At 32.5% G+C, this 15,177-nt stretch carries 15 protein-coding genes; 10 read left to right on the forward strand and 5 right to left on the reverse strand.

The genetic code is table 11. The features are described 5' to 3' along the window. Position 1: 1 nt before the first annotated feature. Complete coding sequence (locus tag NQ499_RS07240; RefSeq protein ID WP_006506643.1) at positions 2 to 2,311, forward strand: U32 family peptidase; 2,310 nt, start codon at positions 2 to 4, stop codon at positions 2,309 to 2,311. A gap of 99 nt (positions 2,312 to 2,410) precedes the next feature. Next, positions 2,411 to 2,737: a helix-turn-helix domain-containing protein gene (locus NQ499_RS07245; protein WP_006506644.1), complete on the forward strand. Its 327-nt coding sequence runs from the start codon at positions 2,411 to 2,413 to the stop codon at positions 2,735 to 2,737. A gap of 30 nt (positions 2,738 to 2,767) precedes the next feature. Here NQ499_RS07245 and NQ499_RS07250 read toward each other — a convergent pair whose 3' ends face one another. Then, positions 2,768 to 3,307 (reverse strand): YfcE family phosphodiesterase, encoded by a 540-nt coding sequence (locus NQ499_RS07250; protein WP_006506645.1) that lies wholly within the window; start codon positions 3,305 to 3,307, stop codon positions 2,768 to 2,770. A gap of 151 nt (positions 3,308 to 3,458) precedes the next feature. On the opposite strand from NQ499_RS07250, the gene NQ499_RS07255 reads away from it, so the two are divergent. The 8 genes from NQ499_RS07255 to NQ499_RS07290 all read left to right on the forward strand — a co-directional run bounded on the left by NQ499_RS07255 (position 3,459) and on the right by NQ499_RS07290 (position 11,519). Beyond that, complete coding sequence (locus NQ499_RS07255; protein WP_006506646.1) at positions 3,459 to 3,776, forward strand: PTS sugar transporter subunit IIB; 318 nt, start codon at positions 3,459 to 3,461, stop codon at positions 3,774 to 3,776. Positions 3,777 to 3,957: 181 nt separating this feature from the next. After that, a complete protein-coding gene (locus NQ499_RS07260; protein ID WP_040390133.1) occupies positions 3,958 to 4,230 on the forward strand; it encodes an ACT domain-containing protein in 273 nt (90 codons plus the stop codon). 12 nt (positions 4,231 to 4,242) lie between these two features. Beyond that, positions 4,243 to 5,607 (forward strand): PFL family protein, encoded by a 1,365-nt coding sequence (locus NQ499_RS07265; protein WP_006506648.1) that lies wholly within the window; start codon positions 4,243 to 4,245, stop codon positions 5,605 to 5,607. Between the two features lie 18 nt (positions 5,608 to 5,625). Then, the gene (locus tag NQ499_RS07270) at positions 5,626 to 6,849 is read left to right on the forward strand and encodes an ATP-binding protein (protein ID WP_006506649.1); all 1,224 of its coding nucleotides are present in this window, start codon (positions 5,626 to 5,628) and stop codon (positions 6,847 to 6,849) included. 1 nt (position 6,850) lies between these two features. After that, positions 6,851 to 8,560 carry a GNAT family N-acetyltransferase gene (locus NQ499_RS07275; RefSeq protein WP_040390134.1) on the forward strand — a complete coding sequence of 570 codons (1,710 nt, stop codon included), beginning with the start codon at positions 6,851 to 6,853 and terminating at the stop codon, positions 8,558 to 8,560. A gap of 13 nt (positions 8,561 to 8,573) precedes the next feature. Next, positions 8,574 to 9,995 (forward strand): amidophosphoribosyltransferase, encoded by a 1,422-nt coding sequence (gene purF / locus NQ499_RS07280; protein WP_040390142.1) that lies wholly within the window; start codon positions 8,574 to 8,576, stop codon positions 9,993 to 9,995. 145 nt (positions 9,996 to 10,140) lie between these two features. Continuing rightward, positions 10,141 to 10,896 (forward strand): FxLYD domain-containing protein, encoded by a 756-nt coding sequence (locus NQ499_RS07285; protein WP_259848467.1) that lies wholly within the window; start codon positions 10,141 to 10,143, stop codon positions 10,894 to 10,896. A gap of 164 nt (positions 10,897 to 11,060) precedes the next feature. Continuing rightward, a complete protein-coding gene (locus tag NQ499_RS07290) occupies positions 11,061 to 11,519 on the forward strand; it encodes a DUF6465 family protein (protein WP_006506654.1) in 459 nt (152 codons plus the stop codon). 84 nt (positions 11,520 to 11,603) lie between these two features. Here NQ499_RS07290 and NQ499_RS07295 read toward each other — a convergent pair whose 3' ends face one another. Genes NQ499_RS07295 through NQ499_RS07310 form a run of 4 tightly spaced genes read right to left on the reverse strand, consistent with a single transcriptional unit; the run spans position 11,604 to position 15,174 of the window. Continuing rightward, a complete protein-coding gene (locus NQ499_RS07295) occupies positions 11,604 to 11,864 on the reverse strand; it encodes a hypothetical protein (protein WP_006506655.1) in 261 nt (86 codons plus the stop codon). Continuing rightward, positions 11,864 to 13,063, reverse strand: coding sequence for a phosphopentomutase (locus NQ499_RS07300; RefSeq protein ID WP_040390135.1), 1,200 nt, complete (start codon positions 13,061 to 13,063; stop codon positions 11,864 to 11,866). The genes NQ499_RS07295 and NQ499_RS07300 overlap by 1 nt, the downstream gene beginning before the upstream one ends. Then, on the reverse strand, positions 13,056 to 13,949 hold the full coding sequence (locus tag NQ499_RS07305; RefSeq protein ID WP_006506657.1) for a tyrosine-type recombinase/integrase: 894 nt from the start codon (positions 13,947 to 13,949) through the stop codon (positions 13,056 to 13,058). Before NQ499_RS07305 ends, NQ499_RS07300 begins: the two co-directional genes overlap by 8 nt. Before the next feature lie 34 nt (positions 13,950 to 13,983). Beyond that, positions 13,984 to 15,174: a DNA polymerase IV gene (locus tag NQ499_RS07310; RefSeq protein WP_040390136.1), complete on the reverse strand. Its 1,191-nt coding sequence runs from the start codon at positions 15,172 to 15,174 to the stop codon at positions 13,984 to 13,986. Positions 15,175 to 15,177 lie beyond the last annotated feature (3 nt).

The raw sequence follows: 15,177 nt of genomic DNA on the forward strand, positions 1-15,177 counted from the left end.
AATGAATAGAATTGAATTATTGGCCCCTGCAGGTGATTTTGAGTCTCTGCAGTGCGCTATTGCGAATGGCGCTAATGCGATTTATCTTGGAACAACTGCCTTTTCAGCACGTGCCTTTGCAAAGAATTTCAGCTTAGAAGAACTCAATCAAGCTGTACAATATGCTCATTTAAGAAATGTTAGAATATTTGTGACTGTTAATACATTATATCAAGATGATGAAATGAAGGATGTTTTATCATTAATTGATAGTTTATATGATTTACAGATTGATGCATTACTTATCCAGGATATCGGCTTATTAAAGCTTGTACATGAAAGATATCCAGATATGGAACTTCATACTTCTACTCAGATGAGTGTCATGTCACTCGAAGCATTACGCTATTTTGAAGAATTAGGCGTCAAGAGAGTTGTTCTTGCAAGAGAAAATACAATTGATGAAATCAAATACATCTGTTCTCATACAGATTTAGAGATTGAAGTTTTTGCGCATGGTGCCTTATGTGTAGGCTATTCTGGACAATGTTTGATGTCTAGTATGATTGGTAGAAGAAGCGGTAATAGAGGAGCCTGTGCACAACCATGTCGTTTACCTTATAGTTTGGAAGAAGATGGAAAAATCATTAATACAAGCTATTTAATGTCTACTATGGATCTGTGTACCTCTAATCATATTAATGAGTATATTGAAGCAGGTGTCGCTTCTTTAAAAATAGAAGGGCGTATGAAGCGTCCTGAATATGTCGCTGCAGTCACTCAAGTGTATTCTAAAGCCATTAAGCATTATTATGATGGTACACCTAATTATACAAAAGAGAACTTCAATGATATGAACCAGATGTTTAATCGTCATTATACATCTGGTTATCCATTTAAAGACAACAAGATTGTAGATGAGACTTTTTCAGGCAATCAAGGTGTTTTTCTAGGTTACGTCAAAGGATATGACTATCGTAGTAAACGCGTCTCTATTGCCCTGAAAAATGATTTAACCCAAGGGGATTCTATTGTCTTTACTGAAATAGATAAAGGAAGACCTGTCAATAAGATCTATTATCAGAATAAACTGATTAATAAAGCAGAAGCAGGAATGAATGTCCAGATTGAATTTGATGATGTAGTAAAGAGTGGTACTGTCAATAAGACAATTAGTGTAGATACTATTAACCGCATGCAGAAAACATATCAGCAAGAGAAGAAATATCGCATGATTGATATGTATTTTAAAGCATCTCTTAATAAGCCATGTTCTCTTATCGTAAAGTGTGATGGAGAAGAGATTACTGTAGTTAGTGAACAGATTATTGAAGCCGCCTCTAAACGTGCAGCAACTAAAGAGAATATTACTGACCATTTAAATAAGCTGGGTCATACTGTATATGAAGCAAATTCTATTGATGTTTCTTTAGATGATTCATTATTTATACCTATCACTATTGTCAATAATATGCGTCGTGAGGCACTTTCTAAGCTTGATGAATTATTTACCTTTAAGAAGTTACATAAAGCTCCTATAAAGGAAATTCAGCCTCTTAAAGTTATTCCACAGGTTGCATCAGAATATCATGTAGTAGTTTCTAATGTAAAACAGTTAGAAATTGCTCTTAAATATTATGATCATGTATATTATTACTATGACGACCATTTAAAAGAAGCATTAGCTTGCTTTAATGAATATGATAAAGTACCTAATCTTTATCTGCCTCGTATTATGCATGATAAAGATATAGCTGAAGTCATTCACAATCCATTATTGAAAGAATTCAATACTCTAATTGTCAATGACTTTGGTAGTTATAGATTATTAAAAGATCATCCTCTTATTATTGGTCAAGGATTTAATATTTATAACCATTATGATGCTTATGCATTTAAAGAACCTGTTATTGCATCATTTGAATGTACAAGAAAACAGATCAGACAGATGAAGGATTACAATGCCGATCTAATTTTACCTATTTATGGTAAAACAGAGAATATGATTAGTGAACATTGTGTTATTTCACAATCTTATTTTCATAAAAAAGTACCTCATTGTGGTATGTGTAAAAAGCATAGCTATAAGATTGTAGATAGAAAAGGAGTATCTTTTGAAATTTTTACAGACTCATCATGTCGTAATCATATTCTTCATAATGAGCCAATCTATGTTGAAAATCATCAATCTATGAACATTTCATATTTTATTATGATGACTACAGAAACAGAAAATGAGACTGTAACCGTTTTAGAAGACATTAAAAAACGTACTTCTAAAGGGAAAAAAAGTGATTTAAAACAGTCTTATGTAGTAGGATATTTCAAATAACATTTTAGATAAAATCTATATTTTTCATAATTCCTAAATTGCCACCACAATTTTTTTGTGTTATAATAAACCACAGATAGAAATGGGGAGGTAAACTTTATGGCATTAGATATGGATCTCGCTAAACGTCTAAAAACTTATAGAACTTTTAAAAACCTTACACAAAAAGAGGTAGCCGCACATCTTAATGTACCTCATTCTGCAATTTCAGATATTGAAAATGGTAAAAGAGATGTGACAGTTGGAGAATTAAAAGTTCTTTCACGCTTATATGGACGTAGTGTTGAAGAAATCATGAGTGGTAAGAAATATGACTACTATAATATTGCGAATATTGCACGATTATTATCTGAGTTACCAGATGAAGATCTTAAAGAAGTCATGTTCATCATTGAATATAAGAGAAAAAGATTAGAAGAAAAATAGTTTTAAAGGGAGATAGCGTACTATCTCCCTTTATTTCATATTCTTTACAAGCTTCTTAAATTCTTTTAGTAACTGCATACCTTCATCAAGTACTTCCTGATTACAAATATGATGATCTAGATTATCATAAAAAATAACATTAAAAGGTTCAGTATCAACAATTGCATAAGTCCCATAACCATAACTTCCACGATTGATCATAGCACTGCCTGGATTCACAAAAGTAATACCTTCATGAACCTGAATAGTAGGGACATGTGTATGTCCATGAAAGCATATATGACATTTATTTTCTTTACATGCTTCTATTAGTTCATCATAGCCACTATAAACGTGATAATCATTACCATGTGTCACAAATATATCTTCATAGACTACATAGTGAGGAAAAACCTCTTCATCATGATTTCCATGTACAACTATATTATAATCCTTAAGTAATGGATCATTAGGAGGTAATGATGAATCCCCACAATGTACCAATAAATCCACTTTATTTTTCCATTTTTTTGTAATATCTTCCAATATATCATTATACATATGCGAATCACTTACAACTAATATTCTCATTTTAACCACCTCAAAAATATTATAAATTAAATTTATAGCCTTTTGAATATCCTTTTTTCTATTATGCCGAAAAAACTTTTGGGTAAGTGTTTACATCAGGTCTAAAAATTAGTATAATTAGTATATAGAAATTAGAAAAGGAGTAATGACAATGAAAACAATTTTATTAGTATGTTCTGCAGGTATGTCTACTAGCTTATTAGTAACTAAAATGGAAGCTGCAGCTAAGGAACAGGGAGTAGAAGCAAAGATCTTTGCTTTACCATTCTCTGATGCACCTAGAGTATTAGAAGAAGTTGACTGCATCTTACTTGGCCCACAGGTTAGATTCCAGAAAGCCGCAATCGAAAAGTTAGCTGCTTCAAGAAAAGCTGGTGCTATCCCTGTTGACGTTATCGATATGAGAGATTACGGAACAATGAACGGTAAGGCTGTTCTTGCTAGTGCTCTTAAATTATTAGGTGAATAACATAAACACACAAAGAGAGGGAGATATTCCTTCTCTTTTTTTATTTCAAAATATTATGTACAGTTAAAATTACTTTTATAGGCTATTATTTAGTCTAAGCATATTTTTTACACTTTTTATTTATCTTTTTACTTAGTTTTGCTATAATGTTTAAAAATTTATGAAATCGGAGGATTCGACTGTGAAAAAAGGGATTATTACTGTAGTGGGAAAGGACCAGGTAGGTATTATTGCAAAGGTATGTACTTATCTTGCTGAAAATGATGTGAATATTTTAGACATCTCTCAGACTATTGTACAAGGCTATTTCAATATGATGATGATTGTTAATCATGATGCTTCTACTAAAGCTTTTAATGACTTATCAGATGAACTTGCTGCTTTAGGTCAGGAAATTGGGGTTGATATTAAAATTCAGCATGAAGAAATTTTTAATATGATGCATAGATTATAAGGAGATGTGGAGATGATTAATCAATTCGAAGTTATTGAAACAAACAAAATGATTGAACAGGAAAATCTTGATGTAAGAACAATTACAATCGGTATTAGCTTATTTGAATGTATTGATTCTTCATTAGATGTTCTTTGTGACAATATTTACAACAAAATCATGTCTACTGCAAGAAATCTTGTACCAGTAGGACAGTCTATTGAAAAGAAATATGGTATTCCTATTGTGAATAAGCGTATCTCTGTTACGCCTATTGCAACAATCGGATCTTCAGCCTGCAAGAAGCCAGAAGACTATGTACAAATTGCCAAGACATTGGATAAATGTGCCAAAGAACTTGGTATCAACTTCATTGGTGGTTACACTGCTATTGTTTCTAAGGGTATGACCAAGGCAGAACGTATGCTTATTGAGTCTATTCCACAAGCTATGAAGGAAACTGAATTTGTATGTTCAAGTGTTAATGTTGGTTCTACTAAGACAGGTATTAATATGGATGCTGTCGCATTACTTGGACAGATTGTGAAAAAAACAGCATATGCAACTAAAGATATTGAATCTATAGGTTGTGCTAAGCTTGTTATTTTCTGTAATGCCCCAGATGATAACCCATTTATGGCTGGTGCCTTCCATGGTATAAGTGAAACTGATGCTATTATTAATGTTGGTGTTAGTGGACCTGGTGTTATGCATAAAGCGATTAAAAATGCGAAGGGTAAAGACTTTGGTGAACTTTGCGAAATCATCAAGAAAACAGCATTTAAGATCACTCGTGTTGGTCAGTTAGTTGCTTTAGAAGCTTCTGAAGCATTAGGTATTCCATTTGGTATTATTGACTTATCTTTAGCACCTACACCAGCTATTGGTGACTCAATCGCAGACTGCTTACAGAGCATGGGTCTTGAAAGAGTAGGGGCTCCAGGTACAACTGCTGCACTTGCAATCTTAAATGACCAGGTTAAGAAGGGTGGCGTTATGGCATCTTCTTATGTAGGTGGCCTTTCAGGTGCCTTTATTCCAGTGAGTGAAGACCAGGGGATGATTGATGCAGTCAATGCAGGATCTTTAACTTTAGAAAAGCTAGAAGCAATGACTTGTGTATGTTCTGTAGGTCTTGATATGATTGCAATTCCTGGTGAAACAAAAGCTGAAACAATCTCTGGTATTATTGCAGATGAAATGGCTATCGGTATGATCAACCAGAAAACAACTGCTGTTAGACTTATTCCAGTTATTGGTAAGGATGTAGGAGATACAGTTGAATTCGGTGGATTATTAGGTTATGCTCCAATCATGCCAGTTAATTCATTCTCATGTGATGAATTCGTGAATCGTGGTGGACGTATTCCAGCACCTATCCATAGTTTCAAAAACTAATGAAAGAAGGTTTTATCCGTGTATTTAAGTGATTTAACAGTATATTATCAGCTTACTGATGATGAAGATGCACTTTTCCTTTTAAAGAATGTTGACCAGCTCGATAACAAAGTTATTGAACATGATTTTATTGCAAAATTCCTACAGGTGGCTGAAAAATATGATCTTCATGATAACCTCATGCAGAGTCTTCTTACACATTTGCTTGCTATGCATGAAAATGCATTTTCACTCTCATTAGAACGCGAAGCAGACGTGAATGATACATTAAAGGCACTTGTTATGAGAGATCTTACTTATTTCTATGATCTTTTTCATTCATCATTTGATGATTTAGAAGGATTAAACAGAGAAATCTTTTTCCACTTCTCTCACTCTAAACCAATTATCAACAAAGAGATTTATGAAGTCTTTAGCAAATTACAAATTAATCTTGCAAAAAGCACATCAGTTGAAGATTTTTATAACATCCTCTATAATCATTATCACAAGTATGGTGTTGGTAAATACGGTTTAAATAAGGCTTTTAGATATGTAGATGGAAATATCGTTTCTATTAATCATATAGAAGATAACACACTTGAACAGCTCATTGGTTATGAACGTCAAAAAGATCGTTTAATTGCAAATACAGAAGCATTCATCAAAGGTAAGAAAGCAAACAATGTCTTATTATATGGTGATAATGGAACTGGCAAATCATCAAGTATTAAAGCTATTTTAAATCGTTATTATAAAGATGGTTTAAGAATGGTTGAAGTGTATAAGCATCAATTCATTCATCTTCCAGAAATCATTGGAGAATTACAGAATCGTAACTATAAGTTCATTATCTTTATGGATGATCTCTCTTTTGAAGAATATGAAACAGAATATAAGTACCTAAAAGCAGTGATTGAAGGTGGATTAGAGAAAAAGCCTGATAATGTACTTATTTACGCTACAAGTAACCGTAGACATCTGATCAAGGAAACTTGGAGTGAAAGAGATGATTCTGAAATCAATGTGAACGATGCAAAACAGGAAAAGTTATCACTTGTTGCCCGTTTTGGTGTTCAGATTCTTTATGTTCATCCAGATAAGCAGCACTATCTTGATATAGTGGATGGACTTGCAGATCAGTATCACCTAAATATTGATCATGACGAACTCCATCGTTTAGCTATGGAATGGGAATTAAGAAACGGAGGCTATTCTGGGCGTGTAGCTAAACAATTTATACATATGATGCTTGGAAAATAAGATGAAACCCTTAAAATTATCTGATTTAAATATTATATTACCTTTTCTAGATAAAGCAGATTACGAAGGTTATAACTCAAATTTTGTTACAATGATGATGTGGAATCATGAATATCATATTGAATATGAAATTCATGACCACTTCTGCATCATGCTTCATAACTATAAAGGTCATCGCTTTTTTGCGATGCCTTTTGCGTCTCATGAATACTACAAAGAAGCTATTGAATATATGATTGACTATGCAAAAGAACATCAATTTCCTTTTATGATTGATTGTGCAGTTCCTTCTTTTGTAGAGAAATTAAAAAAGGTATGCCCTGGAAAGTTTGTTTATGAGCATACAAGAGATTTAGATGATTATGTCTATGATAAAGAGAAATTAATTACTTTATCGGGTAAAAAGATGCAGAAAATGAGAAATAACTATCATAACTTCATCTCACAATATCCTGATTATGAATACCGTACGCTTAATGCAGATGAGGATATGCCAATGATTTTTACTGATCTTCTCAAATGGGAAAGGGGAGAAAATGAACAAAGTGAATCTTTAACCTCTGAAGTGTATGGTATTATGTATCTTCTCTCTACGCAGGATCAGCTGCCAATTAAGATTGGTGGCATATTCATCAATGATGAATTAAAAGCATTTATGATCGGCTCTCCTTTAAAACATGAAACAATACAAATTCATATTGAAAAGGCAGATAAAACAATCAGAGGACTTTATGTCACTTTAAGAAAAGAATTTTTAGAACATGAATGTGCTGATTTTAAATATGTGAATAGAGAAGAAGATATGGGGATAGAAAATCTTCGTATCTCTAAGGAACGCATGCATCCTTGTAAAATGGTTGAAAAAAGCCGTATCTACATCAATGATGCCATTGTTGATCAGGCGAATGATGAAGACATAGAAGACATTAAAGAAATCTGGATGGACCGCTTTGAAGATGAAGATGAAATCTCTACTGAATTTTATTTCAAATATCGATTTAAGATAGAAAACACTTATGTAGTCCGCTTCAAGAATCAAATCGTTTCCGCCTTACAAATTGTTCCTTTTAAGGTGAAAGATTACGAAGACAGCTATTTTATTCTAGGTGTGTCTACTAGAAGAGATTATGAAGGACAGGGATTCATGAAATTATTAATGAATCATGTTTTAGAAGTTTATAAAGGCAAGCGTATTTATCTTCAAGCTTATCATCCTGAAATCTATGTGCCTTTTGGCTTTAAAGAATCACATAGACATATTCTTTATAAACTTGACAAAGCAAAATATGCGCTTCCTAGTAGAATATGCCTATCACAGGATATAAATCATCTCTATGATGCATATAATCTCTATGTGAGAGATTTTAGCCATTATTTAATACGTGATGAAGACTATTTCAACAACTATTTAAGAAAAAGATGTGCTGCATTTAACGATTCAATCCTAACATTTAAAAATGAGTATGGACAACAGGGATATATGATTTATAATGATAGGGGGAAGTTTGTCTATATTTCAGAATTTATATACAATAAAGAATATTTAGATGACATCCTCAAAACGATTTCTGTTTATTTCTATAAAGACATTCGCATCGAAACAGATTGCATGGCGTCTATTCATGGTGAAAAAACAGATATGATCACAATGATGTGTAATCAGGAGGATGATATACCTCTTGAGAAGCGCTATATCAATGAAATCTATTAAACAGGAGGCTATTATGATCAAGAATCATGATGAATTACATGAAGAGTGTGGAGTGGTTGCTATATGGGGAGATGACAATGCTGCTCAATTAACATATTATGGTCTACATTCTTTACAACATCGTGGACAGGAGGCTGCAGGTATTGTTGTCCGCAATAACAAAAAAAAGCTAAACATCCATAAGGGTGAAGGCTTAGTAAGTGAAGTATTCGATAAAGAAAAGATAAAAAAATTATCTGGTAATGCAGCTATTGGACATGTCCGCTATTCAACTGCAGGTGGGGGAGGAATCATGAATGTTCAGCCATTCTTATTCCGTACTCTCGATGGTATGATGGGTATTGCCCATAATGGTAATATTGTAAATGCTAACTCATTAAAGAAGGAACTTGAAGAAAACGGATCAATCTTTAATTCAACAAGTGATACAGAGGTTCTTGGTCATTTAATTAAGAGAGAAACAGGACGTTTTGTAGATCGTATCTGTAAATCATTAGAAAAAATTGATGGAGCATTCGCATTTGTTATTCTTGTAGAGGATGCTCTATATGTTGCAAGAGATAGATATGGTTTAAGACCATTATCTATGGGTAGACTTCCAAGTGGAGGTTATATGTTCTCATCTGAAACATGTGCTTTAGATATTGCTGGAGCAGAGTTTGTAAGAGATGTAGAACCAGGTGAAATTATCCGTGTTAAAGATGGTATTATTAAATCTAAGAAGTATACTGAAACTTTACCTATCTGCAATAAGCTATGTGCAATGGAATATATTTACTTCTCTAGACCTGATAGTAATCTAGATGGTATTAATGTTCATACAGCACGTAAGACTTGTGGTAAGACTTTATTTGAAGAAGCACCCGTTGAAGCAGATTTAGTAATTGGTGTACCTGATAGTTCTATTTCAGCTGCTATTGGTTACTCTGAAGCATCTGGTATTCCTTATGAAATGGGGCTCATCAAGAATAAATATGTAGGTAGAACATTTATTCAGCCAACACAGGAAATGCGTGAACGTGGTGTAAGAATGAAGCTTTCAGCTGTTTCTTCAATCGTTAAAGGTAAGAGAGTTATCATGATTGATGACTCAATCGTAAGAGGTACAACTTCTAAGCGTATTGTAAAATTATTAAAAGAAGCAGGAGCTACAGAAGTGCATGTAAGAATTGCTTCTCCAGCTATTAAGTTCCCATGTTTCTACGGTGTAGATATTTCTACTTTGGAAGAATTAATCTCACATCGTATGAATGTAGAAGAACTATGTCAATTCATTGAAGCTGATTCTTTAGCATTTATTTCAATGGAAGGATTAAAGAAATCTGTTAAGCATGATATGGATGGAAACTGTGATTTATGCATGTCTTGCTTTAGTGGTAATTATATCACTAAGCTTTATGATTCTATTGATCGTGCTAATAAAGACGAAAAATAAATCATTTAACTGTTTAACAAAAGGGGTTCAGGTTAATTCTGAACTCCTTTTGTTACATAAAGCAATGCAATTTTCGTAAACATTTTGTGAATATTTAATATCTATGTTATAATGATTTAGTACTTTTGAGGGAGGAAATAAAAGTATGAAAAAAATATTAAGAGGGGTTTTATCGCTATTATTAGTTTTATCTATGTGCGCTTGTACAAGTAAAAGCAATCTATCAGTAGATGATGCATTTTATGAAGACTTAAAACAAGGATTAATCAATCGATGGAAATTATCAGACTTAAATGATGATGACTACACTACCGAAGATTTCAATGGTTATGTAAAAGCTGAATTAGATTGTATTAGTAAATACAAAAATAAGAAATTTAAAAATAAAAATATTGAAAAGTATGCTAAAGAATATATAGAAACTTTGTATGACACAAAAAACAATACAAAATATATAGATTCTAACTACGATAAGTGGGAATCAGAATATATTAATGTTATTTATGATGATAGATGTGAAGCATTAGTTCATCTAAATGAAATAAAAAAAATAGAGTTTGATAAAAAATCTCAAAATAAGAATTTTAATGAACTGTTAGATGATGGAAATGACTCTTTAGCCATAAGAGACTTTATGGATAAAGCTGATTTTAAGAAAGAACCAGATGAGTATGAAGGTGAAACTTATCATACATATTCTATGATCATGGAAAATACCACAGATTTATCATTTGATTATTTTTATTTTAACCTTAATTTAGAAGATGAAAATGGCGTGGTTCTAGAAACACAAAGTGCATATACAGATAATTGGGATACAGGCACTAAGCATAAGTTTGAATTTTCTACAGATTGTAACTTTGCGAAAATCACAGTTCATGATGTATCATATGATTACTAAAACCATAATTAAAACTCCCTTCATTGGGAGTTTTTTTCTTATGTATATTACTTCGCATAATATATATTATGTAATTTTTTAGTTATATCTGTTACATTTGAATTGTAAATTGAGTGTGCTATAATAATATTAAATAATTAGAGTATCAAAGGAGGATCTCCATTATGAAAAAAACTACAACTGCAGCAACTAAGAAAACAACTACTCAGACTGCTGCTGAAGCGAAGAAAGAAACTACAGCTAAAAAGACTACTACAGTGAAAGCTGCTGAACCTAAAAAAACTACAGTTAAAAAGACTACAGCAAAGGCATCTGGGCCTAAAAAAGCCACAGTTAAGAAAACAACTGCAGTAAAAAAAGAGACAGCGCCAAAGAAAACTACTAAGGCTAAAACTACTTATAAGCCTGTCAAAATGAATATTCAGGTGCAATATAACTACCACGATGTATCTTTAACTGAGATTGAGGATATGGTTGTAAACCATCTTGTAGACGCTGGTTATAAAAAGACTTCTATTTTAACTTTGGATATCTATTATAAAGCTGAAACAAGTGAAGTGTTCTATATCGCAAAGACCAAAGATAAGGAAACTATCAAAAACGAAGAACCTTTATATATTTAATAAATGGCTCCCCTTTTTATTGGAAGGGGAGTTTTTTAATGACTCCCCTCCTCTATTAAAAAAAGAAGCAATAAAGCTTCTTTTCTATATGAGCAGTTTACCTATAAATAGTGCTTCTAATAATATATTTACAATTATCAGATAAATAAATACTACCCTCTTATATTTTTTGTAATTATTGAATAATGATACAGCTGCACAAATGACTAGCAAAGATGCCATTACCAAATATATAGTTTCAATAATTATGTTCCCTTTCGCTAGTGTCATACCAAATACATAAAGTATGACAGCCATCAGGCTTGCTGCAAGAGATACAATGATTACTTTCTTCTGGTTTTCCATTAAGCATCCCTTTCAAGTTCTTTTAGTAAAGATTTTCCAATACCAGGATTTTCTACATTAAAGTTATCAGCAATAGTAGCACCAATCACAGCATAGCTTTCTAATAATCCAAGATTTTTTGGGTTATGAAGTGACTTGCTGTAAATAAGTAGTGGAACATGTTCTCTTGTATGATCAGTTCCTTTCCATGTAGGATCATTACCATGATCTGCTGTAATCATGATTAAATCATCATCATTGACTGCAGCCATTAAATCAGATAATTGCGCATCGAATTCTTCAATAGCATCTCCATAGCCAATCGCATTTCTACGATGTCCATAAACGGCATCAAAGTCTACAAGATTCACAAAGATAAGTCCATGATGTTCTTTTTCTGCAAGTTCAATTGTTTTTTCCATACCGTCTTTATTAGATACTGTATGAATGCCTTCAGTAATACCTTCATTTACGAAGATATCAGGAATCTTACCAACACCTACAACATCAAGTCCTGCATCCTTTAAACTATTAAGTACTGTTTTTCCAAATGGCTTTAATGCATAGTCATGTCTATTAGGTGTACGTTTAAATTCACCTTTTTTACGTCCAACAAAAGGTCTTGCTATAACACGTCCAACTTTCCATCTTTCATCCATGAGTAGTTCTCTTGCAATATGACAAGCATCGTATAATTCTTCTAATGGAATAATTTCTTCATTGGCTGCAATCTGGAATACAGAATCAGCTGATGTATAAACAATCCAGTCTCCTGTTTCTAACTGCTTTTCTCCAAGATCATCTAAAATTTTAGTACCACTTTCAGCATAGTTTCCTAAGCATTTTCTGCCTGTCTTTTCTTCAAAAATTTTGATAAACTCTTCTGGGAAGCCAGTATCTGTAAATGTTTTAAAAGGCTGAGTGACTTTAAGACCCATCATTTCCCAATGTCCTGTCATCGTATCCTTACCGTTAGATACTTCCTTTAGTGTAGCAGTTGTACCTAGAGGATGAGAAATTGGATGAATACCTTTAAAATCACCTAAGTTACCTAAACCTAATCCTTCCATATTAATAATATTCAGACCGTTTTTTGCTTCACAAATATGACCAATTGTATTAGCGCCTTCATCACCGAATAAAGCAGCATCTTCAGCATTTCCAATACCCATTGAATCACATACAATCACAAATATTCTTTTGTACAATTCCTTACTCATCTTTTTTCCTCCTTGCATTGCCTGGATGATATTTATTATAGTCATCCAGTATCTGCCTATGTGTAACATGTGTATATATTGTTGTTGTAGAAATATCCTGATGTCCAAGCATTACCTGGATAGATCTTAAATCACAATGATTTTCCAACAAAGTAGTCGCAAATGTATGTCTCAACATATGTGGTGTAAAATGATCTCTCACCCCTGCTCCTATTACAAGTTTTTGGAGAATGTTATAGAAATTTTCTCTTGTCATACGACGACCATCATTCATCATAAAAAGCCACTGATTATTCTTTTTATTAAAGAAAGAACGGTCATTTTGCATATAGCTATAGACATAAGAACATGTTTCTTCATCTAATGGAATTAATCGTTCTTTGTTCCCTTTTCCTACGACACTAACATTAGAAACAGAGTGATTGATATCATTAATTTCCAGATGCACTAGTTCGCTTATTCTCATACCTGTATTAATAAGAAGAAGCATCATTGCCTTATTTCTTTTGCCTGCTGGATTACTATCATCGATACTCTTAATAACTTTGATGATTTCTTCTAGACTTAATACCTTAGGAAGTTTTTTATCTGTTTTTGGCAGATCATATTGCGTCATGATATCCTGCATACCTCTTGTCCTAGATAAAAACTCATTGTACTGCCTTAAAGAAACGATTTTTCTTCTTATAGAAGTAACCTTATATCCATCATCCTTTAATTCACAGAAATAAGCGTCTATATGAGACAAATCAAACTTTTTTATATCATAATCAATATATTCATAAAAAGCTTTTATATCCCTTATATAGCCCTGTACAGTATTCTCACTCAAGCCTCTCTCAAATAATAAATAGCTTTTAAAATCTTTTAAATCATATTCTTGCACGTGCTACACCTCTCGTCTATTATAACAACTTTTCTTAACTGTTTCCATCATGACGCTTACTATCTGGACGATAGTCTTTGGCCTTGATTAGATGTGCACTTGTCATTTTATTAATATTTTCAATAAGACTATCAATAGGATCTGTCTTATTATTCTTTGTATCAAATATATTCATCTGCTGAATAATAGAATCTTTTCTTTTCACATTATTCAATGTTACACCGATGAGTCTTAATGGTTCATGAGTGTAATGCTTAGTAAAAAGCATCATGACATAACTATATATCTTTTCATAATCATTAATATAATCCTGTACCAGCATCTGTCTTGTCACACTGTGAAAACGCGTGTATTTTAATGTGATTACAATACAATTAGAATACATATCATGCTTTGAAACACGCTCAGAAACCGTTAAACATACTTTTTTAAATTCTTCTTTTAAACTGTCTTCATCACTTATATCACTCTCAAAAGTTGTAGAGTGCCCAATTGATTTCATATCAGTATCTTCATAAATAACAGGTGAAAGATCCCTGCCATTTGCACGATTGTAATAAATTAATGTATTCTTTCCTAAAAATTGTCTTATAGTCTGATAATTATCGTAATTGGCAATATCTCCAATTGTCTTGATTCCTGCTTCTTCTAGTTTGGGTGCTGTCTTTTTTCCAATGCCATACATATCCCCTACTTTAACAGGCCAAAGAACTTCTTTAAGATTCTTTTGGGTGATAATAGTAATTCCTAAAGGTTTCTTCATATCAGAAGCCATTTTAGAAAGAAACTTATTAGGAGAAATACCAATAGAGCAAGGAAGAGATAAGGTAGATAAAATCCTATCCTGAATTTCCTTGGCGACAACATAAGGCTGTGCATGCGTCACTGTAAAATAATCACTCATATCTACATAGCATTCATCAATACTCGCTATCTCGACTTTTTTACTGTAAGTATAAACAATATCAAAAAATTTCTGAGATAGTTCATGATAAAGATTAAAATGCGGTTCTACCACAATTAAATCAGAACATTTCTCTTTAGCCATAAATAAAGGCATCGCAGAACTAATACCAAATTGTCTTGCTTCATAAGAAGCAGTAGATACAACACTTCTTTTAGAATTATGACATATGACAATAGGCTTTCCTCTTAATTCTGGATGCTGTGAAATTTCACAATTGGCATAAAAAGCATTCATATCAATATGAAATATAATACGCATACT

It is taken from the genome of Catenibacterium mitsuokai (assembly GCF_025148785.1).
Lineage (GTDB): Bacteria > Bacillota_I > Bacilli_A > Erysipelotrichales > Coprobacillaceae > Catenibacterium > Catenibacterium mitsuoka.

Excerpts from the sequence above, each read along its gene's own strand:
- NQ499_RS07285 (WP_259848467.1), top strand. The coding sequence starts at position 10,141 with ATGAAAAAAATATTAAGAGGGGTTTTATCGCTATTATTAGTTTTATCT.
- NQ499_RS07255 (WP_006506646.1), top strand. The coding sequence starts at position 3,459 with ATGAAAACAATTTTATTAGTATGTTCTGCAGGTATGTCTACTAGCTTA.
- NQ499_RS07265 (WP_006506648.1), top strand. The coding sequence starts at position 4,243 with ATGATTAATCAATTCGAAGTTATTGAAACAAACAAAATGATTGAACAG.
- purF (WP_040390142.1), top strand. The coding sequence starts at position 8,574 with ATGATCAAGAATCATGATGAATTACATGAAGAGTGTGGAGTGGTTGCT.
- NQ499_RS07245 (WP_006506644.1), top strand. The coding sequence starts at position 2,411 with ATGGCATTAGATATGGATCTCGCTAAACGTCTAAAAACTTATAGAACT.
- NQ499_RS07240 (WP_006506643.1), top strand. The coding sequence starts at position 2 with ATGAATAGAATTGAATTATTGGCCCCTGCAGGTGATTTTGAGTCTCTG.
- NQ499_RS07250 (WP_006506645.1), bottom strand. The coding sequence starts at position 3,307 with ATGAGAATATTAGTTGTAAGTGATTCGCATATGTATAATGATATATTG.
- NQ499_RS07300 (WP_040390135.1), bottom strand. The coding sequence starts at position 13,063 with ATGAGTAAGGAATTGTACAAAAGAATATTTGTGATTGTATGTGATTCA.
- NQ499_RS07290 (WP_006506654.1), top strand. The coding sequence starts at position 11,061 with ATGAAAAAAACTACAACTGCAGCAACTAAGAAAACAACTACTCAGACT.
- NQ499_RS07275 (WP_040390134.1), top strand. The coding sequence starts at position 6,851 with ATGAAACCCTTAAAATTATCTGATTTAAATATTATATTACCTTTTCTA.
- NQ499_RS07310 (WP_040390136.1), bottom strand. The coding sequence starts at position 15,174 with ATGCGTATTATATTTCATATTGATATGAATGCTTTTTATGCCAATTGT.
- NQ499_RS07295 (WP_006506655.1), bottom strand. The coding sequence starts at position 11,864 with ATGGAAAACCAGAAGAAAGTAATCATTGTATCTCTTGCAGCAAGCCTG.